Here is a 19,525-nt window from a genome sequence, read left to right on the forward strand (position 1 = left end):
CCGTAGCAACAGCGGCCATGACAGGATCTGGCTCCGTGACCGAGGTGTCGAACAGTGCAGCAGGGTCCGAGGCCGCGTCAGCTGCGCCGGACGTGTCGTCGTTGGTCGTCGGATTCCTCGGCGGCACCGGAGATCAGGGCCGCGGGTTGGCGCTGCGCCTGGCCCGTGCCGGGCAGCGCGTCGTCGTCGGTTCCCGGGACGCCGGTCGGGCACAGACTGCCGCCACCGCATTGGGCCCCAACGCATCCGGCGCGACCAACGCTGACTGTGCCCGGCAGGCCGACATCGTGGTCGTGGCGGTCCCGTGGGACGGCCATCGAGCGCTACTGGCGTCCCTTGCCGACGAGCTGGCCGGCAAGGTCGTCGTCGACTGCGTGAATCCCATGGGCTTCGACAAGCAGGGTGCCTACGCCTTGCGAGTCGACGAAGGTTCCGCAGCGCAGCAGGCCGCAGCGATCCTGCCGCGCAGCACGGTCACCGCGGCGTTCCACCACGTCTCGGCGTTGTTGCTGCTCGACGAGCAGATCGACAGCATCGACACCGATGTCCTGGTCCTCGGCGACGACCGGGCTGCCACGGATCTCGTTCAGGCGCTGGCGAGCCGCATCCGGGGAATGCGCGGGGTGTACGGCGGACGGTTACGCAACGCCGGACAGGTCGAGGCCCTGACCGCCAACCTGATCTCGATCAACCGGCGCTACAAGGCCCACGCGGGCGTACGGATCACCGACATCTGATCCCCCTACGCCGGATCCCCACGCGGAATCCGTGCGCCGCCGGAACCGAGATCGGGCTAGTGGTAGGTGTTGGCCTCGGCCGGATACGCCCCCGAGACGACGTCGGCGGCCCAGGCATTGACCGCCTCGGCGATCGTCGTACGGATGTCGGCGTACCGCCGGACGAACTTCGGGCCCGGCCCCGGCGTCAGGCCGACGAGGTCCTGCCACACGATCACCTGGGCGTCGGTAGCTGGGCCGGCACCGATCCCGATGGTCGGGATCGAGATCGACGCCGTGACCCGTTCGGCCAGCTGGGCCGGCACGACCTCGAGCACGATGGCGAATGCCCCCGCCGCCTCCAGCGCCTTGGCGTCCTGCAACAACCGCTCTCCGGCTTCGCCGCGGCCCTGGACCCGGTAGCCGCCGAGCACGTTGACCGATTGCGGGGTCAGTCCGAGGTGACCCATCACCGGAATCCCGGCGGATACCAGCGCCTCGACCTGTGGTAGCACCCGCTGGCCGCCTTCGAGCTTGACCGCGTGCGCGCCGCCCTCCTTCATGAACCGGGACGCGGTTTCCAGCGCCTGCGCCACTGACGCCTGGTACGAGCCGAACGGGAGATCCGCCACGACCAGGGCGCGGCGGCTGCCGCGCGTCACGGCGCGAACCAAGGGAAGCAGTTCGTCGACCGTCACCGGCACGGTCGAATCGTGTCCGTAGACGACCATGGCGGCCGAATCGCCGACCAGCAGGACCGGAACTCCGGCTTCGTCGAACAGTTGCGCGGTGGGGGCGTCGTAGGCGGTGATCATCGGCCAGCGTTCGCCGCGGGCCTTGGCCTCCGCGATGTCGCGAACGGTGACCCGTCGGCCCCCGGATGCGCCGCCGTACAGCAACGGGGTGGGGGCCAGGTCGCGTCCGACCGGCGTCGATTGCCCAGCCTCGGATAGCCCAGCCTCGGATGGCCCAGCCCCGACGACGTGCTCAGACATGGCGAAACCTCCGCTCTCGAGGCTCCCTGACGGAGTCCCCGGACGGAGCCATGGTCGCAGAGCCCGGATGCCGACGCCAATGCGGCCCGCTTGCTGAGGATCCGCGGCGGCATCCTCAGAATTCCGAAACGATACCGTTGCGTTTCGGAATCGGCGGGCGTACGGTCCAACGCGACCGACGAGGAGGCAACGATGAGTGCGCAGCAGCCGCCGGGTAGCCGGCAGACCGGTCCGGTCACGGGGAGCGTGGCGCAGCACAGCGTCACCGACGGCATCTACGCGCGGCGATGGTCCATGCTCGCCGTGCTCGTCACCAGCCTCGTGATCGTCGTGCTCGATAACACCGTCCTCAACGTCGCGCTCAAGACGATCCAGGAGGATCTCGGCGCGACGCAGAGCGAACTGGTGTGGTCGATCAATGCCTACGCGTTGGTCTTCGCCGCCTTGCTGTTCACCTGGGGCGTCCTCGGAGACCGCTACGGGCGCAAGAAGACCCTCATGATCGGCATGGCGAGTTTCGGGCTGTTCTCCGCGCTGACGGCGTGGGCGCAGTCCCCGGAACAACTCATCGCCGCTCGCGCCCTCATGGGCGTCGGTGCCGCGTCCGTGCTTCCGCTGTCGCTGGCCATCATCACGGTCATCTTCCCGCCGCAGGAGCGCGGTAAGGCCATCGGGATCTGGGCGGCGGCGGCGGGTGGCTCCATCGCGCTCGGGCCCATCGTCGCCGGCATGCTGCTCGAGCACTTCTGGTGGGGTTCGGTCTTCCTCATCAACGTCCCGGTGGTCGTCATCGGGCTCGTCGGCACGGCGTGGGTGGTGCCGGAGACGAAGAACCCGGTGCGGCGCAAGCTCGATCCGGTCGGCCTCGTCCTGTCGGTCATCGGCCTGCTCATGCTGGTCTACGGCATTCAGGAAGCCGGCTGGGGACTGTGGGCGACGTACGCCTGGATCGCCGGCGGTGTCGCGGTGCTGGCCGCCTTCCTCTGGTACGAGTCCCGAATCGACCATCCGTCGCTGGACGTAACGTTGTTCCGGATCCGCTCCTTCAGTACGCCGCTGGGCGTGGCGTCGCTGTCGTTCGCGGCGCTATCCGGAGTCATCCTGTTTCTGACCTTCTATATGCAGATCGTGCGGGGCTGGTCGCCATTGGTGGCTGGCTGCTTGTTCCTGCCGTTCGCCGCCGGGCAGCTGCTCGGTGCGCCGGCCAGCGCTGCGGTCGTTCGCCGGATCGGGGCCCGTACGGTCATCGCCGGGGGGCTGGCCTTCGCGGCACTGGGATCGGTCGGGATTGCGCTGTACGGCCGGGACACGCCTATCTGGTTCATGATCGTGGCAGCGCTGTTGTTCGGGTACGGCATGGGCAACGTCATGGCGCCGGCGACGACGCGAATGACCCTGGCCACTCCGCCGCAGCGATCGGGGCCGGCGTCGGCGGTGCAGCAGACCGTCCGGCAGGTCGGCGGGGTACTCGGCGTCGCGATCATCAGTTCGGTCGGGGCGAGCATCTACGCGCACGCGTTCTCGCCGGCGCTGTCTGCCTCGGCGTTGCCGCCGGCCGCCCAGACCGCGGCGTCGGATTCATTGGGAGCGACGGTCGGTGTGGTGGACGCCGCGACTGCGTCCGGGCAGCTGCCAGCCGGCGTCGCGGCGTCGCTGCTCGACGACGCGAACGACGCGTTCCTGCAGGTACTGCACGTCAGTGGCTGGGTGGCCGCGGTCACGTTGCTTGTCGCTGCGCTGGCCATTCTGGTGTGGCTGCCCAAGCAGGCGGAGGCGGTGCCCTGGGCGGGTGGTCACGGCCAGCCGGGCAGGGCGCCGGAGCCGGAGCATGCTGCTGACGCCGTTCATCTGGTCGACGAGGACAGCGACCACCTCGCCCATGTCGAGGAGGCTCCGTTGGAGCGCAACGCTCCGGCGGAATCGATCCGTCAGGAGCGGTGATGGCCCGACCGCGCAGCGTGGCGGCTGACCGAGCGATCACCCAGGCGGTGATGGACATCATCGACGAACGCGGCCTGGCCGAGTTGTCGGTCGACGCCGTCGCCGCCCGGGCCTGCGTCGGCAAGGCGACGATCTACCGCCGGTTCCCGACCAAGACGGATCTCGTGTCTGCGGTCATCGACGGTCTCAAACCGGCGCCCCCGCCGCCGCGTGGAGACGTCCCGCTGCGGGACTATCTCCTGCAGTTCCTGGGAGAGCTGGCCCGGCACAAGCAGTCGCCGTGCGCGGCCGACGACCTGTGGCCGATGATGCTGACCCACTCGCGCGATCCCGAGGTGTTCCAGCTCTACTTCGAGCGCGTGGTACGGCCCCGGCGAGCGGCTTTGCGGCAGGTGCTCGAAGACGCTGTCGCGCAAGGGGAACTGCGGGACGACGTCGAGTTCGACGTCATGATTCAGCTGCTGGTCGGTCCGATCCTGCACCAGGCCGGGCTGCGTCGCAGCGGGGTCGATGTCGCTCCCGAGGCGACCGTCGAGGAGTATCTCGACGTCATCCTGCGGGGGCTTCGTCCAGACCAGGCCCCGCGGACTGCTGCTGCGGTGGCGACGGATGTGGCGGGGACGGAGGCGCCGGTTCGCGCCAGCGGTTCGTGATCGGCAACCGGCGGTCCCGCCCGAACGCCCGGAACGAGATCTTGGTCCCCGGGGGGTACTGCCGTCGCTTCCACTCGGCGCCGTCGGTGAGCCGCAGGACGTCCTCGACGAGGATCGGGTCGAAGCCTTGGGCGGCGAGATCGGCGGCGCTGCGGTCGTGTTCGACGTAGTCGTCGAGCAGGTCGTCCAGGACGGCGTAGTCCGGCAGTGAATCGCTGTCGAGTTGGCCGGGCCGAAGTTCCGCGCTGGGCGGCTTGTCGATGCTGGACTCCGGAATCGGCGGGACCTGTCCGGCGGCCAGCGCGGCGGCGTTGCGTTGCCGCGCGAGTTCCCACACCAGGGTCTTGGCCACGTCCTTCAGCGGTGCGAAGCCACCGACCGCGTCGCCGTAGATCGTGGAATAGCCGACCGACAGCTCACTCTTGTTGCCCGTCGCGAGGACGAGGTGTCCCTCGGAGTTGGAGATCGCCATCAGCGTCGTCCCGCGGACCCGGGCCTGCAGATTCTCCTCGCTGAGCCCGGACAGCGGCAGGACTGCGGCGAACGCGTCCACCATGCCGGCGATCGGCACGGTACGCAGCTGACAGCCGGTGCGGCGCGCCAACTCGGCGGCGTCGCTGCGGGAGTGCTCGGAGGAGTACGAACTCGGCATGGACACGCCGTAGACGTTCTGCGCCCCGATGGCGTCGCAGGCGATGGCGGCGACCAGCGCCGAGTCGATGCCACCGGACAGGCCGAGCACGACACTGCGGAACCCGTTCTTGCGCACGTAGTCCCGCAGGCCGAGCACGAGCGCGGCATACACGTCTGCCGGTTCGGCCAGCGGTTCGGCCCGCGGTGGGATCTGGCGTGGGCGGTCCGGCGTGGGGTGATCGGGCAGCACGAGGATGTCGCCGCCATCGGGCAGCCGTCGTGGCGCGGTGGCCGCTGGCAGGTCCAGGTCGACCACGAGCAGGTGCTCGGCGAACTGCGGCCCCCGGGCGAGCAGGTCGCCGGCGGGGGAGACCACGATCGAGTCGCCGTCGAAAACCAGCTCGTCCTGCCCGCCGACCATGTTCAGGTAGGCCAGCGTGCAGCCGGCCTCGGCGGCCCGGTCGGTGCACAACTGCAGCCGGACGTCGTCCTTGTTGCGTTCGTAGGGCGAACCATTGATCACCACGAGCAGGCCGGCGTGGGTACCGCGCACCTGCGCGACCGGCCCGCCGGGTTGCCAGAGGTCCTCGCAGATCGCCAGCGCGACATCGACACCGCGCACCCGCACCACGCAGGCCTGCGCCCCGGGGACGAAGTACCGGGCCTCGTCGAACACGCCGTAGTTCGGCAGATGGTGTTTGACGTAGCGCGCCACGGCCTGCCCGCCGTACAGCACCGACGCCGCGTTCACCGGCGCGCCGCGGGGCGCCCCGACGCGGTCCTCGCGGCCGTCGATCCAGTCCAGATGGCCGACGACGACGGGGATCCCGGCCAGCCCGTCATCGGCCAGGTCCCCGGCCAGCTGGTGCAGGGCATGGCGGGAGGCTTCGCGGAACGACGGTCGTAGTGCCAGGTCCTCGACCGGATAGCCGGTGAGCATCAGCTCGGGAAAGGCGACCAGGTCGGCGCCGGCCGCTGCCGCCTGTGCGGTCCAGCGCCGGACGTCGGCGGCGTTCGCCGCGATAGCTCCGACGGTGGGATTGCACTGGGCGAGGGCGAGGCGCAGCGATGGCACGTCGGGAGGCTAGCCGCGCCGCAGCGACCGCGCTGCCGGGGACCGGTACGCCGACTCTCGCCGGCCGACGATCGCGGGACCGTCCGGTCGTGGCGGGCGCCGATGCTCGCACCAGGCGTCGCATCGCGACGGTCCCCTCCGTGTCGCGGGCCCCTGCAATACCGCCGTAACCGATCACGGGGCAGGATGACCGCCATGGACAAGCAGACCGAGTTCGTGCTGCGGACGATCGAGGAGCGCGACACGCGGTTCGTGCGCCTCTGGTTCACCGACGTGCTCGGCACTCTCAAATCGGTCGCGATCGCCCCGGCCGAACTGGAAGGCGCGTTCGCCGAGGGCATCGGCTTCGACGGCTCGGCGATCGAAGGTTTCGCCCGGGTGTCGGAGTCGGACATGCTGGCGCGCCCGGATCCGTCGACCTTTCAGATCCTGCCGTGGCGCGGCGAGAACCAGGGTGTCGCGCGGTTGTTCTGCGACATCCTCATGCCCGACGGGTCGCCGTCGTACGCCGATCCGCGCTGGGTGCTCAAGCGGACCCTGGCGCGCGCCGCCGACCTCGGCTTCACCTTCTACACCCATCCCGAGGTGGAGTTCTTCCTGCTCAAGGACAAGCCGGAGCCCGGCGGCGACCCGGTCCCGGTGGACAGCTTCGGGTACTTCGACCACACGCCGCAGAACGTGGGTCACGACTTCCGCCGGCAGGCCATCGGCCTGCTCGAGGCGATGGGGATCTCGGTCGAGTTCAGTCATCACGAGGGCGGGCCGGGCCAGCAGGAGATCGACCTGCGGTACGCCGACGCGCTGACGACCGCCGACAACGTCATGACGTTCCGGCTGGTGGTGAAGGAGGTCGCGCTGGAGCAGGGCATGTATGCCTCGTTCATGCCCAAGCCGTTCCGCGACCATCCGGGCTCCGGTATGCATACGCACCTGTCACTGTTCGAAGGCGATCGCAATGCCTTCCACGAGGCGGGCGCGGATCTCCAGCTGTCGAAGGTCGCGCGGTCGTTCATCGCCGGCCTGCTGCAGTTCGCTCCGGACATCACCGCGGTCACCAACCAGTGGATCAACTCGTACAAGCGGCTGGCCGGTGGCGGCGAGGCGCCGGCGTGGGTGTGCTGGGGGCACAACAACCGCTCGGCGCTGGTACGGGTTCCGATGTACAAGCCGACCAAGGGCAACTCGACCCGGGTCGAGGTCCGTTCGCTGGACAGTGCGTGCAACCCGTACCTGGCGTACGCCGTGCTGCTCGCCGCGGGCCTGAAGGGCATCGAACTCGGCCTGGAACTGCCGCCGGGTGCTGAGGACGACGTGTGGTCGCTCACCGAGGCCGAACGCCGGGCGCTCGGCATGCGACCGCTGCCGCAGTCGCTGAACCAGGCCATCGAGGCGATGGAGGGCTCGGAGCTGGTGGCCGAGACCTTGGGGGAGCACGTCTTCGACTTCTTCCTGCGCAACAAGAAGGCGGAGTGGGAGGACTACCGGCGTCAGGTCAGCCGCTACGAGCTCGATCGGTACCTGCCGGTCCTCTGAGGTCGCCGGTCCGCGGAGGTTGCCGGCGCGCTGAGGTGGCCGCGCGCTGACGTCGCCGGTCTGCTGAGGTTGTGCCGGCGGACCAGGTGCAGGTTCCCGCGCTTGAGCGTGCGCGGCGGACGGGGATCGGCCGGCGACGTGGCGGCTAGGGTCGCCGGGTGACGACGCTGCCCGGCCACCGGGCCGAGCCCGGACCGGCGGGCCGGCCGTCGAGCCGGCAGGCCCGACTGGCTCGGCTCGGCTTCGTCGACGTCGCCCGCGCGGACGGCCTGCTGGATTCCCCGGCGATGCAGGCACTGCTGGCGGCGCTGCCGGCGGACGCCGTGGACCTGCTGCTCGACGACCTCGGGGATGCCGCCGATCCCGATCAAGCGCTGGTCTGCCTGATCCGAGTCGTGGACAGTGCCGCCGGCGGGGATGGCACGCCGGACGCCGCCGCCGCGGAGGCTACCGCGCTGCGAGGCGCGGTGGCAGCAGCAGGACCGTTGCGCCGCAGGCTGATCGCCGTCCTCGGCACCTCGCTGGGGTTGGCCGACCACCTGGTCCGCCACCCGGGGCAGTGGCGGGCGCTGACCGACGACTGGGTACGGGAACCGCTGGACGCCGCGGCGGTCCGCGGCGCATTGCTGCGGGCCGTGGGCGCGGACCCGACGGACGAGGTGCCGGTCGCCCGGGGTGCGGGTCCGGAGGTGCTGGCCGACCTGCGCGTCGCCTACCGGCGCCTGCTGCTGAGCCTGGCCGCGCTCGACCTGGTCGGCGACGACGGCGGCCCCGGGCTGCCGGTCGAGGAGGTCGGCGCGGCGTTGGCCGCGCTCGCCGACGCCGCATTGGACGCGGCGGTCGCCGTCGCCCGTGCCGGCCTGCCGCCGGATGCGCCGCCGTGCCGGTTCGCGGTGATCGGGATGGGTAAGTGTGGCGGGCGTGAACTGAACTACGTCAGCGACGTCGACGTCATCTTCGTCGCCGAACCGTTCCCGGGCGGGGACGAGGTCGGCGCCCTGGCGACGGGGACCAAGCTCGCCGCCGGGGTGATCCGGGCCTGCAGCGCGACCACTGCCGAGGGCAGCCTCTGGGAGGTCGACGCGGCACTGCGCCCGGAGGGTCGCAGCGGCGCGCTGGTTCGAACGCTGGCCAGCCATGTGGCGTACTACCAGCGCTGGGCGAGCACCTGGGAGTACCAGGCGTTGCTGAAGGCGCGCCCCGCGGCCGGCGACCGCGCGCTGGGGGCGGCGTACGTCGATGCGGTCCTGCCGTTCATCTGGGCCGCCGCTGACCGGTCGAACTTCGTCGAAGACGTCCAGGCGATGCGGCGCCGCGTCGAGCAGCACGTACCGTCCCGCGATGCCGAACGGCAACTCAAACTCGGGCCCGGTGGCCTGCGCGACGTCGAGTTCGCGGTGCAATTGCTGCAGCTGGTCCACGGGCGAAGCGACGTGATGCTGCGCAGCTCCAACACGTTGGAAGCGTTGGAATCGTTGTCCACCTGGGGTTACGTCGGCCGGGAGGACGCCGCCTCGCTGGCCACGGCGTACCGGTTCCTGCGTCGGCTGGAGCATCGGATCCAGTTGCACCGGTTGCGCCGTACCCACGTGGTCCCGGACGACGACGCGGACCTGCGGCGGCTCGGCCGGTCGCTGGGTTTCCGGGTCGATCCGGTGGACGACCTGGTGGCGGCGTTCCGGCGGCACCGGCGTGAGGTACGCCGGTTGCACGAAAAACTGTTCTACCGGCCGTTGCTGAACGCCGTCGCCCGGCTGCCAGCCGGCGACGCCCGCCTCACCCCGGAGGCCGCCGAGCAGCGGCTGGTCGCGCTCGGGTACGTCGATCCCGCCGGGGCGCTTCGGCATATCGAAGCGCTGACCTCCGGGATGGCCCGGCGCGCGGCGATCCAGCGCACGCTGCTGCCCGTGCTGTTGGGGTGGTTCGCCGACGCTCCCGACCCCGACGCCGGGCTGCTGGCCTTCCGCCGGCTGTCCGATTCGCTGGGAGCCACCCCGTGGTATCTGCGGTTGCTTCGCGACGAATCGGCTGCGGCAGAGCGGATGGCGGCGGTGCTGGCGACCAGTCGTTATGCTTCCGGGCTGCTGCTGCGCGCCCCGGAGGCGGTCCGGATGCTCGCCGACGACGGCGAACTTGTCCCGCGCAGTCAGGAAGCCCTGGAAACCGAGGCATTGTCGGCGGCGACGCGTTACGACGATCCGGAACTGGCCGTCGCCGCGGTGCGGGCGCTGCGTCGCCGGGAACTGTTGCGGGTGTCGGTGGCGGACCTGTCGGGGCTGCTGGATATCGAGGCGGTCGGCGCGGCGCTGTCGGAGGTGACCGCCGCGACCGTGGTCGGGGCATTGCAGGCCGCGGTCCGGTCGGTCGGACGGAGCACCGGCGGCAAGCTGCCCACGCGCCTGGCGATCATCGCGATGGGCCGGTTCGGCGGCCGTGAGCTCGGTTACGCCAGCGACGCCGACGTGATCTTCGTCCATGACCCGTTGCCCGGCGCCGACGAGCGGGCGGCGGCTGACGCGGCGCTCGCGGTGGCCAACGAGCTTCGCCGGCTGCTCGCCGTACCGTCACCGGACCCACCGCTGGTGATCGACGCGGACCTGCGACCGGAGGGCCGCGCCGGGGCGCTGGTGCGGACGCTGTCGGCGTACGCCGCCTACTACGCGCGGTGGAGCGAGACCTGGGAGAGCCAGGCACTGCTGCGTGCCTCGTTCGTCGCCGGCGATCCGGAGTTGGGGCAGCGCTTCCTGCAACTCGCCAACCCCTTGCGGTGGCCGGACGGCGGGGTCGACGAGGAGGCGGTCCGGGAGATCCGGCGGCTCAAGGCGCGCATGGAGGCCGAACGGCTGCCGCGCGGCGCGGATCCGGCGATGCACACGAAGCTCGGCCGCGGGGGCCTGTCCGACGTCGAATGGGCGGTGCAGCTCATGCAGCTGCGGTACGCCGGACAGCAGCGCAACCTGCAGACCACCGGCACGCTGGCCGCGCTGCGCGCCGCCGAAGCAGCGGGGCTGTTCGACGACCAGGACGCCGAGGCGCTGCTCGGGGCGTGGCGGATCGCCAGCCGGGTGCGCAACGCCGCCATGCTGGTGCGGGGCCGGCCGGTGGACTCGGTCCCGTCGGACCTGCGCGAGCTGCGAGCGGTGGCGCACGTGCTGGGCTACGGTCCGTCCGATAGCGGTCGGTTGCTGGACGATTACCGACGGTTGACCCGCCGGGCGAGGAGTGTCGTCGAGCGGGTCTTCTACCAGTGAGGCGGAGATGAGCGTGCAGTCGGGGGCGAGTCCGGTCCGGTACCGGGACGTCCTCGCGCACCGCGAGTTCCGCGGCATTGTGGCCGCCCAGGTGGCCAGCGAATCCGGTGACCAGGTCGCCCGGGTAGCGCTGGCCCTGCTCGTGCTGGACCGGACCGGGTCGGCGCTGGGGGCCGCGGCGGCATTCGCCGTCGGCGCGGTCCCCGCGGTCTTCGGCGGCTCGTTGCTCGGCCCGCTCGCCGACCGGCTGTCCCGGCGGGGCGTCATGCTCGTCGCCGACGCCGCCCGCGCCCTCATCGTCGCGTTCATGGCACTGACGGTGGTCACCGGCGTGCCGCTCTGGGTGCCGTTCGCCATCCTCTTCGTCGCCGAGTTGTTCACCGCGCCGTTCGATGCGGCGCGTACGGCGACGGTGCCCGACGTGCTGCCGGCCCATCAGATCGCGGCCGGCATGGGGATGACGCGCTCGTTGACGTTGATCAACCAGATCATCGGGCTCGCCCTGGGCGCCGTCGTGGTGAACCTGCTCGGCTCGCAGGTGGCGCTGGCGCTGGACGCCGTGTCGTTCGCCGCGTCATTCCTCATTCTCTCCTTGACGTTGAAGCCGCGTCCGGCCGCGCTGGTGGGCGAGCCGTCGCTGCTGGTCCTCCTGTCGGATCTGCGCGAGGGCGCGGTGCTGTTGGCCCGCGACCGGTCCCGCCGGTCCGTCGTCCTGTTGGCCTGCCTGATGGCCTGGCCGTTGGTGGCGCCGGAGGCGGCGGCCCTGGCTTACGCGCGAGACCAGGGTGTCGGCGACGAGTGGGGCGGCGCGTTGATGGCGATCAGCCTGGCCGGAGCCGCGGTCGGCAGCGTCCTCATCGGCCGGCAACGGCCCCTGGTGCAACTGGACCTGGTCTTCCCGTTCGCGGTGGCGTGCACGCTGCCGATGCTGGCGACGGCCGGCAGCCCTACCGTCGCGGTGACCGCGTTGCTGTGGTGCGCCGCGGGCGTGTTGTCGGCCTTCGTCGTCTCCCTGATGGCCTTCACCAACATCCTCACTCCGCCGTCACAGCGCGGGCGAGTCGCCGGGATCGCGGGTGCGGGCTTCACCCTGACCTCGGCGCTCGGCTTCCTGCTCACCGGCTGGATCGCGGACCTCACCTCGCCGGCGTTCGCGGTCGTGGTGGGCGGCGTCGTCGGCTTGCTCGCGCTGGGGCTGATGGTGCGGTTGTGGCCTGGCCATGAACTCCGAAGCCGGCTGCGGGCGCTCGACGAAATGTGACGTGTCGCAGTCTGGTCACGCCGGTCGCAGTCGTGTCGCAGCTGCCTGACGACAGCCGCCGGTGCGTGCCAGGGCGACTACGGTGAGTCGTGTTCGACGAGGGACCACGTTGATGAGGGGACCCGTCATGGCCACCACCAGGGACGAGAAGCAGATCGCGCTGTTGGTCGGGCTCATTCCGGTGCTCGACCACACCGTCGCGGAACGCCGTCGTGACGCTGCCGTCGATCCGGTGCGCACCGCTGACGCGTCCTGATCAGTCTCGTCCCTCCCGTTTGACGCCCCCGCGGCCCGGGAATGCCCGCAGCCGTGGGCGAGCCGACGCGTGGGGCCAGCATTACGCCGTACCGCGACGGACCGCTGGTCCTGCGGGGCGAGTTCGAGATCCGCGACGCCGACGGCCGTCTCATCGAACCGGGTCGCCGCACCGTTGCGTTGTGCCGCTGCGGTTTCTCCTCGACCAAACCGTTCTGCGACGGCTCACATCAGGGCAGCCGGTTCTCCGACGACGGTCTCGATCAGCGGCCGCACCGGCCGGCCTGAGCCTTCTTCGGGCTCGGCTAGCAGTGCGTCGCGTCGATGCCGAGCCATGGCGCGCAGTTCCCGGTTCGAATGCGCCGCCCGCCGAAGGCGGTGCGGTCCGAAACGGACGCCGCCGTACCGCCAGCGACAGCCGACCGCGAGCCAACTGCAGATGCCGCGTTCGAGCACCCACAGCGGCGCGAGCAGGCTGCCGGATGCCGGTAGGACGGACCGGCCGCCGGCGCGGCGCCGGCCGACCTCGGCCATCCCGACGATCGCCGCAGCGGCCGGTATCAACCAGCCAGGGCGACGCAGGGCTGTGACGAGCACAGCGGGGACGACCGCCAGGAACAGCGCTGCACGCGGCGGCTGCGCGAGGTCGTCGTAGGCCTGCCGGATGCGTTGCGAGAAGAACTTGGCGGAACTCGGCGGACGGCGTTCGACGTAGATTCCGAGGGGGCGGCTCACCCGGCCGCCGGCCGCGCGTACCGTCCGCATGAGTTCGAGATTCTCGAACAGGACCGTGGCGCTGTAGCCACCCATTGCCACGAAACGAGAGCGGCGTACGGCGAAAGTGCCCGGATAGTCCGCGCCGAAGCAGCGATTCAGCAGCGAACGCGCGGTGTCCCAGCGACCGTGCCACGGGGACGGAGAGAAGTAGTTCTGGGGTCCGACGAGATCCGCGTCGGCCAGTGCCGCGACGACAGCCGCCAAACTGAACGGGTTGTACCGGACGTCGTCGTCGGCGATGACGACGTGCTCGCTGTGGCAGCGGGCGAGGCCGGTGAGGACGCCGGTGACCTTGCCGTTGCGGCCGGCGAAGCACGGCCGTACGACGTCCGCGATCTCGTCCAGGGTCCGGCAGTGGCTACGGAACAATTCCTCGTCGGAGCCGTCGACGACGATGATCCGGACGTACGGCGAGATCCCGCGCAGGTATTCGGCGAGGTCGGCCAGGTCGCGGTCGTCCTGCCAGCGAAGCGGCAGGACGTAGTCCACGTCGAGTTCGGTCGTCGTCATGCCCAGGCCGTCCGGCGGTCACGCCGCGCCGACGCTGGACGACTGCCAGCGGCGGAACAGGGCGTGGGAAGCCCGCGCGTCCAGCTCCACGCACGCTGCCGCACCCCAGAGCACGTCGCCAAGCGCGCCGGGGTCGTCGCGGACCAGCGACCCGCACAGATCGACAGCCGCGACCTGTTCGTGCAAGGCGTCGGCTACGACGTGTTCGTCGAAAAACGCCGTCGCGTCCGCGCCGAACCCGAGCCGTCGCAGACCCGCGGCGTAGCGCCGGTTCGGCACGGTCGAGGTGAGTTCCAGGGCCGCGAGATGCCCGGCGAGTGCGGCGACGTGCTTGCGGTGCAAGCCAAAGAACGACATGAGGTTGTTGGCCGCGAGGGTCTCGGCGAAGGCGACATCCCAGGAGGCGCCGTAGGTGTCATCGAGGCCCAACTGGCGCATGGTGGCGGCAAAGAGCGCCGCGTGGGCGCGGCCCGGAACCCCGCTGCCGTACTCGTCCAGTTGAATCTCGACCAGTGCCGACTTGGCACGCCCGCGCAATCGGGGGATGCCCCAGGTGTGCGCATCGGCTTCCCGCAGGTGATAGACGGCGCGCTGCGTCAGCAGATCCCGGTAGTGGCTCGCGGTGGCCGTGCGCTGCAGGAACGACGACAGCGGCGGACCTGGGGTGCCCTCGACAACGCGGCGTAGCTGCCGTGCCACCGGCTCCTCGGAGGGCGTCGGCTGCTGCACCGTCGAGTGCAGGGCGCACGCGAAGGCGGTCTCCAGTTGCCGCCGTAGCGCCAGCTGCGTCTCATCCCACTCCGGCTCGCCCACCTCGTCGACGAAGCCGCCGTAGTTCAGTTCGTACGACACGGCCAAGGCGAGCTGCAGATCGCTGTCGGACAAGGGATCGGGGCTATCGGCTATCGCCTGGGAGACGGAGTGGCCCATGGGCTGGCGACCACGGACCACTCCAATGACGGCCTCGCTGATGGGGCCCCTCGCCAGCGGGGTACGCATCGTCGCGATTCCGGCTGAGGCCGGCGTTACCGGCGTACGGCGGTCCGGTTGGACAGCCAGCCCCACAGCAGCAGCACGATGACTGCCCCGATCACCGAGCCGATGATCCCGGCCGGCTGCAGGAAGCCTTCGCTCGCGTCCTTGTGGAAGATCAGGTAGCCGAGGAAGCCGCCGACGAACGATCCGATGATGCCCAGCACGATGGTCATGAGGATCGACATGTCCTGCCGCCCGGGGACCAGCAGCCGAGCAAGTGCCCCCGCAATGAGGCCCACGATGAGCAGACCGATGATGAAGCCGATCATGTCGTTCCTCCGAGTTGGATCGGGACGGCGCCCTGCGGCGCGGTACATCGACGGCGGAGGTCTTCCCCGGCAACCCGTGGGGCGAAACGCGACCAGCCATCACGCCGGCCGCAGTCCGGCCAACCCCGCCCGCCGCGGGCGGCGGACGCGCGGCATGACGGGCCGCGGCCGTCCGGCAAGACAAGCCAGGGGGACCGGGGGCGACGGGCCGTCGCGCACGCCCACGGCGACCGCGTCGTCCGTGGGCGTGGCGGGAGCTGCTCCGGTCACTGCCGGCGGCCGACCGAAGCGGTGCCCGGAGCGCAGCGGGCCCCGGCGTACGGGCCGCCCTTGTGCGGGCCGATCCTCAGGTGCGGTTCCAGTTGCGGCCCATGTCCCGGTAGACGTTGCCGAGTTCCCGGTCAGTGATCATGGTTGCGAGGTGGTCCGCGGTGAGAACTCGTTCCTCTTCGGCGAAGTGGGGCAGTGACAGTTCGCCCAGCTCGGTGATGTTCGCGGTCACTCGATGCTCGAGCTGCGTCGGGACTCGTCGTCCGTCGAACTGGGGGAGCAGGTCGCGAAGCTCAACGGCAAGCCGGTGGATCGGGACATGTTCGGCGTCGCGGAGGTCGAGGAATTCCGAGTCGTTGCGCGACAACCGAGCCGCAGCGCGAAAGGCAGGGAAGAAGAAGACGTCCTCGGATCGGTGATGGTCCAGCAGCGTTTCGGTGAATCCGTCAACCGCGGAGGCAAGCTGCGCCCCTTGGTGAGGACTGGAGGCCGCGGCAAGCTGACGTACCTGCTCCGCGCCACTTCGCAGCTGCTCGTGCACTGCGACGAGGCCTCGGACGAAGTGCTGGTGGGTGGATTCGGCGGCCATGGTCCCCCTGTCGGTAGTCCGGCTTCGAGCATAGGCAGCTGTCCGGCGGTGGTGCCCGGTGTTGCGGGATTGCGGCGACCAGGACGAACGGGTCGGCTACTCCGGGTCGTCGCCGACGACGGTGCCGCCCGCCACGATCGCCAGTTCGGCGTGGCGCAGTTCGACGTCGGGCTCGGTGCCGCCCGGGGGAGCGGGGAAGCGCGGGATGAGGAAGCCGGCCGCGACGCTCAACGCGGTGGCCAGACACAGGAAGCTCCACCCGCGGTCGTAGCTGGCCGCCTCCGGGACACCGCCCGGAGCAACTCCGGCGGTCACGATGGTGGCCATCAGGGCGGTACCCAGCGCGCCGCCGATGGTCCGGATGTTGGCGTTCATGCCGCTGGCGACGCCGGTCTGGTCCGGTGGCACGGCCTGCACGATCAGGTTGGCCATCGCGGCGAAGGCCATCCCCATGGCGATGCCGAGGAAGGCGGTCGCCAGGTAGATCTGCCATTTCTGGTCGTTGAAGAACACCAGCATGAGGAACGGGGCAATGGCCATCGCGGCGCCCAGCATGAGGACGGTTCGCGAGCCGATGAGTTGCGCGAGCCGTCCAGCGCACATCCCCAGCAGCAACATCATGATCGCTTGCGGCAGCAGCATCAGGCCGGACTCGGACACCGGTGCGGCGAAGCCGTAGCCAGCCTCGGGCGAGGTGTGCAGGAACGCGGGCAGGAAGCCGAAGGTCCCGTACGTCGCCATCCCGAACAGCAGCGCGACGAGGTTGGTGGTCCAGACCGCGCGGATCGTCATCATCCGCAGGTCGATCAGCGGATGTGCCGAGCGGGCCTCGACGGCGACCCACAGGGCGGCGACGACGACGGCGCAGCCGAGCAGGCCGAGCGTCCCGGGCGCGAGCCACCCCCAGGTCGGTGCCTGGCTGATGGCCAACAGGAGCGCCACCAGCCACACCGACAGCAGCACCGCGGCCGTCCAGTTGATCCGGCCGGCGGCCCGCACCCGCGATTCCGGGACCAACAGCGCCGTCCCGATCGTGGAGGTGACGATGAGGATCATCGGGAACCAGAACAGCCAGTGATAGCTGAGCAGGTCGACGATGGGCCCGGCCAAGACGATGCCGAACCCGATGCCGACGGCGGTGAGCGCGGCCATCGACCCGATCGCGTTCGGCACCTTCTCCGATGGGAACTCGTCGCGGATGATGCCGAACGCCAGCGGGAGCAAACCGCCTCCCATGCCCTGGATGACCCGGCCCACGATCATGATCGGGAGCGTGGTCGCGAAGGCGGAGAGAACCGTCCCGACGCCGAGGACGATCAGCGTGATGACGAAGAGGCGCTTCTTCCCCTTCATGTCCCCGAGGCGCCCGATGATCGGAGTGCACACCGACGCCGACAGCAGGTACGCCGTCAGCATCCAGGTGACCGCCGCCTGAGAGGTCCCCATGCTCTGTTGGAACACCGGCAGGGCAGGGACGACCAGGGACTGCAGCAGGGCGAAGGCACCGATGCCGGTCGCCAGCAGCGCGAACGTCCGCTGGTGATGGGTGCGGTGGGCCGGCGGTGGAATGGCGACCTCCCCCGGCTCGGCGACCTCGATGGGCGTCACTGTACCGCGGACCGGAGCGATCGTTCCGGTCGCCGGCCGGCCGGGATAGTCAAGCAGCGTTGGCTTCCGGCTTCGCCACGATCGTCAAGCCTGGTCGGAACACCGCTGGCCGTTAATAGTCAAGCACGGTTGGCGCACCGCGGTCGTGATCGTGGGCAAGGTCGGGCGGCCACCCTGTGTCGATCCGTCAAGCACGGTTTGGGGAACGTCGGCCCTCGAATCGTCGAGCGCGGTTGGTCCCCGCCGTTCGATCGTCAAGCGCGGTTGGGGCGCGGCCGTTGGCGGTGGATTCGTCAAGTGTTGTGCAGCGCTGGGTACTCGTGACGCCCAGTGGTCCCGTGGCTCGACGCCGATGACGTGGCGTTGCCGTGGTGCGGATCTGCTCCGATCGGGCTAGGCCGTTCGTACCGGAATCGACCACGGGCGGGCGTATCGATCACGGAGCGCTTCTCCTCGCTGGTGACGTCCTGTTACGAAGGTCGTCCGGTGATCAGGCACCGGACTCTCCCGGGGGGAACCCATGCGCAGCAGGTCAGCACAGTTCGGCCGGATGTCGGTCGTTGCGGCGGTCGTGATCGCGGTGATCACCGCGATGCTCGGTAGCACGGCACCGGCCTGGGCGGCCGGCAGTGGGTCCATCAGCGGGACGGTTCTCGATTCGACCGGAGATCCGCTGGAGGGAATCGCCGTTGTCGCCGTTCGGGTGGACGACGACGAGGCCGAGGCGGCCGCGGTGAGCGAACTCGCCTCGTCCGTCGGTACCGAGGGCGCGGCGGTCAGTGCGCTCGACGATGACGAACCGATCGCCGAGAGCGATAGCGCCGGCGCGTTCACCATCGGCGGGTTGTCGGCTGGCAGTTACCTGGTGGCGTACGTCGACCCGGCAGGAAATCTGGCGACCGCCTGGTACGTCACGGGATCGCCGTACGGAACGGTGGCTCCTCGGTGGGCTTCGGTTGTCACCTCGACCGGCAACGCTCTCACGCTGCAGCCGGTCCGGTTGAGTCCCGGGGCTGCCGTCGCGGGGCATATCAGCGGTGACGCCGCCTCTGGCGGCCGGGCACTCGCCGGTGCCCATGCCTATGCCTTCACCAACGCCGGGGATCTCATCTCGGCAGTCGAAACCGACGACGACGGCAACTACCTGCTGTCAGGTTTGCCCGCACGCAACGTGCTGGTCTGCGCCGACGGACCCCAGGCGTATTGGGCACCGGTCTGCGTGGGAGGCAGTCCGACACCGTTCGGCGCGGCCGAGACCGGCGTCACTGCTGGTTCGGTCACCTCCGGCGTCGACTTCGTCCTCCACTACGGCGTCCGCGTGGCGTTCTATTCGACGTCGGTGTCGGCGTCGGGCGTGGCGTACTTCGTCGTCGGCGTTTCACTGGACTCTCGGGTCAAAGCCGAGGGGCAGGTGATCCTGCGGGACGGTACCGAGGTCTTTGCCGTGCTCGACCTTCGCAACGGCCAAGTGCAGCAGGACATTCGGCTGCCGCACGGCGGCAGCCGGAGTATCACCGCGAGCTACTCGCCGGCTCCTGGAATCGAGATCGGACGGGCCGACGTCCAGCTGACTGTGCCGCATGTCACGACGATGCAGACGAGATCAAGCTGGGTCGCACTCGCCGGCGGAAACAACCGCGTCCGGTACGACGTCCGGGTGGAATCGCCCGGGGGAATCCCGACGGGGAACGTGACCCTCTCGGTCGGCACCGGCCAGATCGCCACGGTCCCCTTGGTGAACGGCGTCGCGAGTGTTGTTGCCGGTCGCTACCTGTCTCACGTCTCCGTGGCGTACGCCGGATCTCCGACGATGCAGCCGAGCTCATCGTTGCTGCCCGGGCCGGACCTGGCGCGCACGACCACCACCTTGACTAAGAAGGGAAAGGCGAAGCCAGGTCGAACCGTGACCTTGGTTGCCGCGGTGGGATCTGCTGAATCGGTGCCTTTGGGCGTCGTGCGATTCCTGGTGGGGAACAAGGTCGTGGCGGTATCCAACGTGAAGCACGGGGTCGCGAAGGCGAAGCTCGTGCTGCCCTCGGGACGGGCGATTCCCAAGGGTGGCAGGCTGGAGGTCAGGGCGTCCTACAGCAGCGGCCCGGCTCGATACCAGGGCAGCAATGCGCGGCTGGTCATCCAGATCCGCTGACCGCTTAC

Annotated in this window: 15 protein-coding genes; 8 read left to right on the top strand and 7 right to left on the bottom strand. The window is 70.1% G+C overall.

Annotation, left to right across the window (positions count from 1 at the left end):
* Positions 1–17 precede the first annotated feature (17 nt).
* Entirely contained in the window at positions 18–737 is a 720-nt protein-coding gene (npdG, locus tag EPO13_08240) for an NADPH-dependent F420 reductase (protein TAK69186.1), read from the top strand.
* A gap of 56 nt (positions 738–793) precedes the next feature.
* On the opposite strand, the gene panB is transcribed toward npdG, so the two are convergent.
* Positions 794–1,711, bottom strand: coding sequence for a 3-methyl-2-oxobutanoate hydroxymethyltransferase (gene panB, locus EPO13_08245; protein TAK69187.1), 918 nt, complete (start codon positions 1,709–1,711; stop codon positions 794–796).
* A gap of 303 nt (positions 1,712–2,014) precedes the next feature.
* On the opposite strand from panB, the gene EPO13_08250 reads away from it, so the two are divergent.
* On the top strand, positions 2,015–3,652 hold the full coding sequence (locus tag EPO13_08250; protein TAK69238.1) for an MFS transporter: 1,638 nt from the start codon (positions 2,015–2,017) through the stop codon (positions 3,650–3,652).
* A complete protein-coding gene (locus EPO13_08255; protein TAK69188.1) occupies positions 3,652–4,305 on the top strand; it encodes a TetR/AcrR family transcriptional regulator in 654 nt (217 codons plus the stop codon). Before EPO13_08250 ends, EPO13_08255 begins: the two co-directional genes overlap by 1 nt.
* On the opposite strand, the gene EPO13_08260 is transcribed toward EPO13_08255, so the two are convergent.
* The gene (locus tag EPO13_08260; protein TAK69189.1) at positions 4,202–6,013 is read right to left on the bottom strand and encodes an NAD+ synthase; all 1,812 of its coding nucleotides are present in this window, start codon (positions 6,011–6,013) and stop codon (positions 4,202–4,204) included. The two genes, EPO13_08255 and EPO13_08260, sit on opposite strands and share 104 nt — an antisense overlap.
* 195 nt (positions 6,014–6,208) lie before the next feature.
* Here EPO13_08260 and EPO13_08265 point away from each other — a divergent pair, with 195 nt between their 5' ends.
* The 4 genes from EPO13_08265 (at position 6,209) to EPO13_08280 (ending at position 12,601) form a co-directional block, all read left to right on the top strand.
* Complete coding sequence (locus EPO13_08265; protein ID TAK69190.1) at positions 6,209–7,546, top strand: glutamine synthetase; 1,338 nt, start codon at positions 6,209–6,211, stop codon at positions 7,544–7,546.
* 167 nt (positions 7,547–7,713) lie between these two features.
* On the top strand, positions 7,714–10,797 hold the full coding sequence (locus EPO13_08270) for a bifunctional [glutamine synthetase] adenylyltransferase/[glutamine synthetase]-adenylyl-L-tyrosine phosphorylase (protein TAK69239.1): 3,084 nt from the start codon (positions 7,714–7,716) through the stop codon (positions 10,795–10,797).
* Between the two features lie 7 nt (positions 10,798–10,804).
* The gene (locus EPO13_08275) at positions 10,805–12,058 is read left to right on the top strand and encodes an MFS transporter (GenBank protein TAK69191.1); all 1,254 of its coding nucleotides are present in this window, start codon (positions 10,805–10,807) and stop codon (positions 12,056–12,058) included.
* A gap of 297 nt (positions 12,059–12,355) precedes the next feature.
* Positions 12,356–12,601 (top strand): CDGSH iron-sulfur domain-containing protein, encoded by a 246-nt coding sequence (locus EPO13_08280; protein TAK69192.1) that lies wholly within the window; start codon positions 12,356–12,358, stop codon positions 12,599–12,601.
* Here the strand turns inward: EPO13_08280 and EPO13_08285 are convergent.
* From EPO13_08285 to EPO13_08305, 5 genes are all read right to left on the bottom strand, one after another.
* Positions 12,539–13,600 carry a glycosyltransferase gene (locus EPO13_08285; GenBank protein ID TAK69193.1) on the bottom strand — a complete coding sequence of 354 codons (1,062 nt, stop codon included), beginning with the start codon at positions 13,598–13,600 and terminating at the stop codon, positions 12,539–12,541. The genes EPO13_08280 and EPO13_08285 overlap by 63 nt on opposite strands.
* A gap of 18 nt (positions 13,601–13,618) precedes the next feature.
* Complete coding sequence (locus EPO13_08290) at positions 13,619–14,599, bottom strand: iron-containing redox enzyme family protein (protein TAK69194.1); 981 nt, start codon at positions 14,597–14,599, stop codon at positions 13,619–13,621.
* Between the two features lie 26 nt (positions 14,600–14,625).
* Positions 14,626–14,904, bottom strand: a complete 279-nt coding sequence (locus tag EPO13_08295; protein ID TAK69195.1) for a GlsB/YeaQ/YmgE family stress response membrane protein — start codon at positions 14,902–14,904, stop codon at positions 14,626–14,628.
* A 346-nt stretch (positions 14,905–15,250) separates the two neighbouring features.
* Positions 15,251–15,763, bottom strand: a complete 513-nt coding sequence (locus tag EPO13_08300) for a hypothetical protein (protein TAK69196.1) — start codon at positions 15,761–15,763, stop codon at positions 15,251–15,253.
* Between the two features lie 96 nt (positions 15,764–15,859).
* A complete protein-coding gene (locus tag EPO13_08305) occupies positions 15,860–17,332 on the bottom strand; it encodes an MFS transporter (protein ID TAK69240.1) in 1,473 nt (490 codons plus the stop codon).
* 559 nt (positions 17,333–17,891) lie between these two features.
* Between EPO13_08305 and EPO13_08310 the strand changes: the two genes are divergently transcribed.
* Positions 17,892–19,517: a carboxypeptidase regulatory-like domain-containing protein gene (locus tag EPO13_08310; GenBank protein TAK69197.1), complete on the top strand. Its 1,626-nt coding sequence runs from the start codon at positions 17,892–17,894 to the stop codon at positions 19,515–19,517.
* Positions 19,518–19,525: the final 8 nt, after the last annotated feature.

It is taken from the genome of Actinomycetota bacterium (genome assembly GCA_004297305.1).
In the GTDB taxonomy this organism is placed as follows: domain Bacteria; phylum Actinomycetota; class Actinomycetes; order S36-B12; family FW305-bin1; genus FW305-bin1.

What these genes read in the sequence shown, in the direction of transcription:
- npdG (TAK69186.1), top strand. Translation starts at nt 18, where the DNA reads ATGACAGGATCTGGCTCCGTGACCGAGGTGTCGAACAGTGCAGCAGGG.
- EPO13_08275 (TAK69191.1), top strand. Translation starts at nt 10,805, where the DNA reads ATGAGCGTGCAGTCGGGGGCGAGTCCGGTCCGGTACCGGGACGTCCTC.
- EPO13_08300 (TAK69196.1), bottom strand. Translation starts at nt 15,763, where the DNA reads ATGGCCGCCGAATCCACCCACCAGCACTTCGTCCGAGGCCTCGTCGCA.
- EPO13_08280 (TAK69192.1), top strand. Translation starts at nt 12,356, where the DNA reads ATGCCCGCAGCCGTGGGCGAGCCGACGCGTGGGGCCAGCATTACGCCG.
- EPO13_08265 (TAK69190.1), top strand. Translation starts at nt 6,209, where the DNA reads ATGGACAAGCAGACCGAGTTCGTGCTGCGGACGATCGAGGAGCGCGAC.
- EPO13_08290 (TAK69194.1), bottom strand. Translation starts at nt 14,599, where the DNA reads ATGCGTACCCCGCTGGCGAGGGGCCCCATCAGCGAGGCCGTCATTGGA.
- EPO13_08255 (TAK69188.1), top strand. Translation starts at nt 3,652, where the DNA reads ATGGCCCGACCGCGCAGCGTGGCGGCTGACCGAGCGATCACCCAGGCG.
- EPO13_08310 (TAK69197.1), top strand. Translation starts at nt 17,892, where the DNA reads ATGCGCAGCAGGTCAGCACAGTTCGGCCGGATGTCGGTCGTTGCGGCG.
- EPO13_08285 (TAK69193.1), bottom strand. Translation starts at nt 13,600, where the DNA reads ATGACGACGACCGAACTCGACGTGGACTACGTCCTGCCGCTTCGCTGG.
- panB (TAK69187.1), bottom strand. Translation starts at nt 1,711, where the DNA reads ATGTCTGAGCACGTCGTCGGGGCTGGGCCATCCGAGGCTGGGCTATCC.
- EPO13_08295 (TAK69195.1), bottom strand. Translation starts at nt 14,904, where the DNA reads ATGATCGGCTTCATCATCGGTCTGCTCATCGTGGGCCTCATTGCGGGG.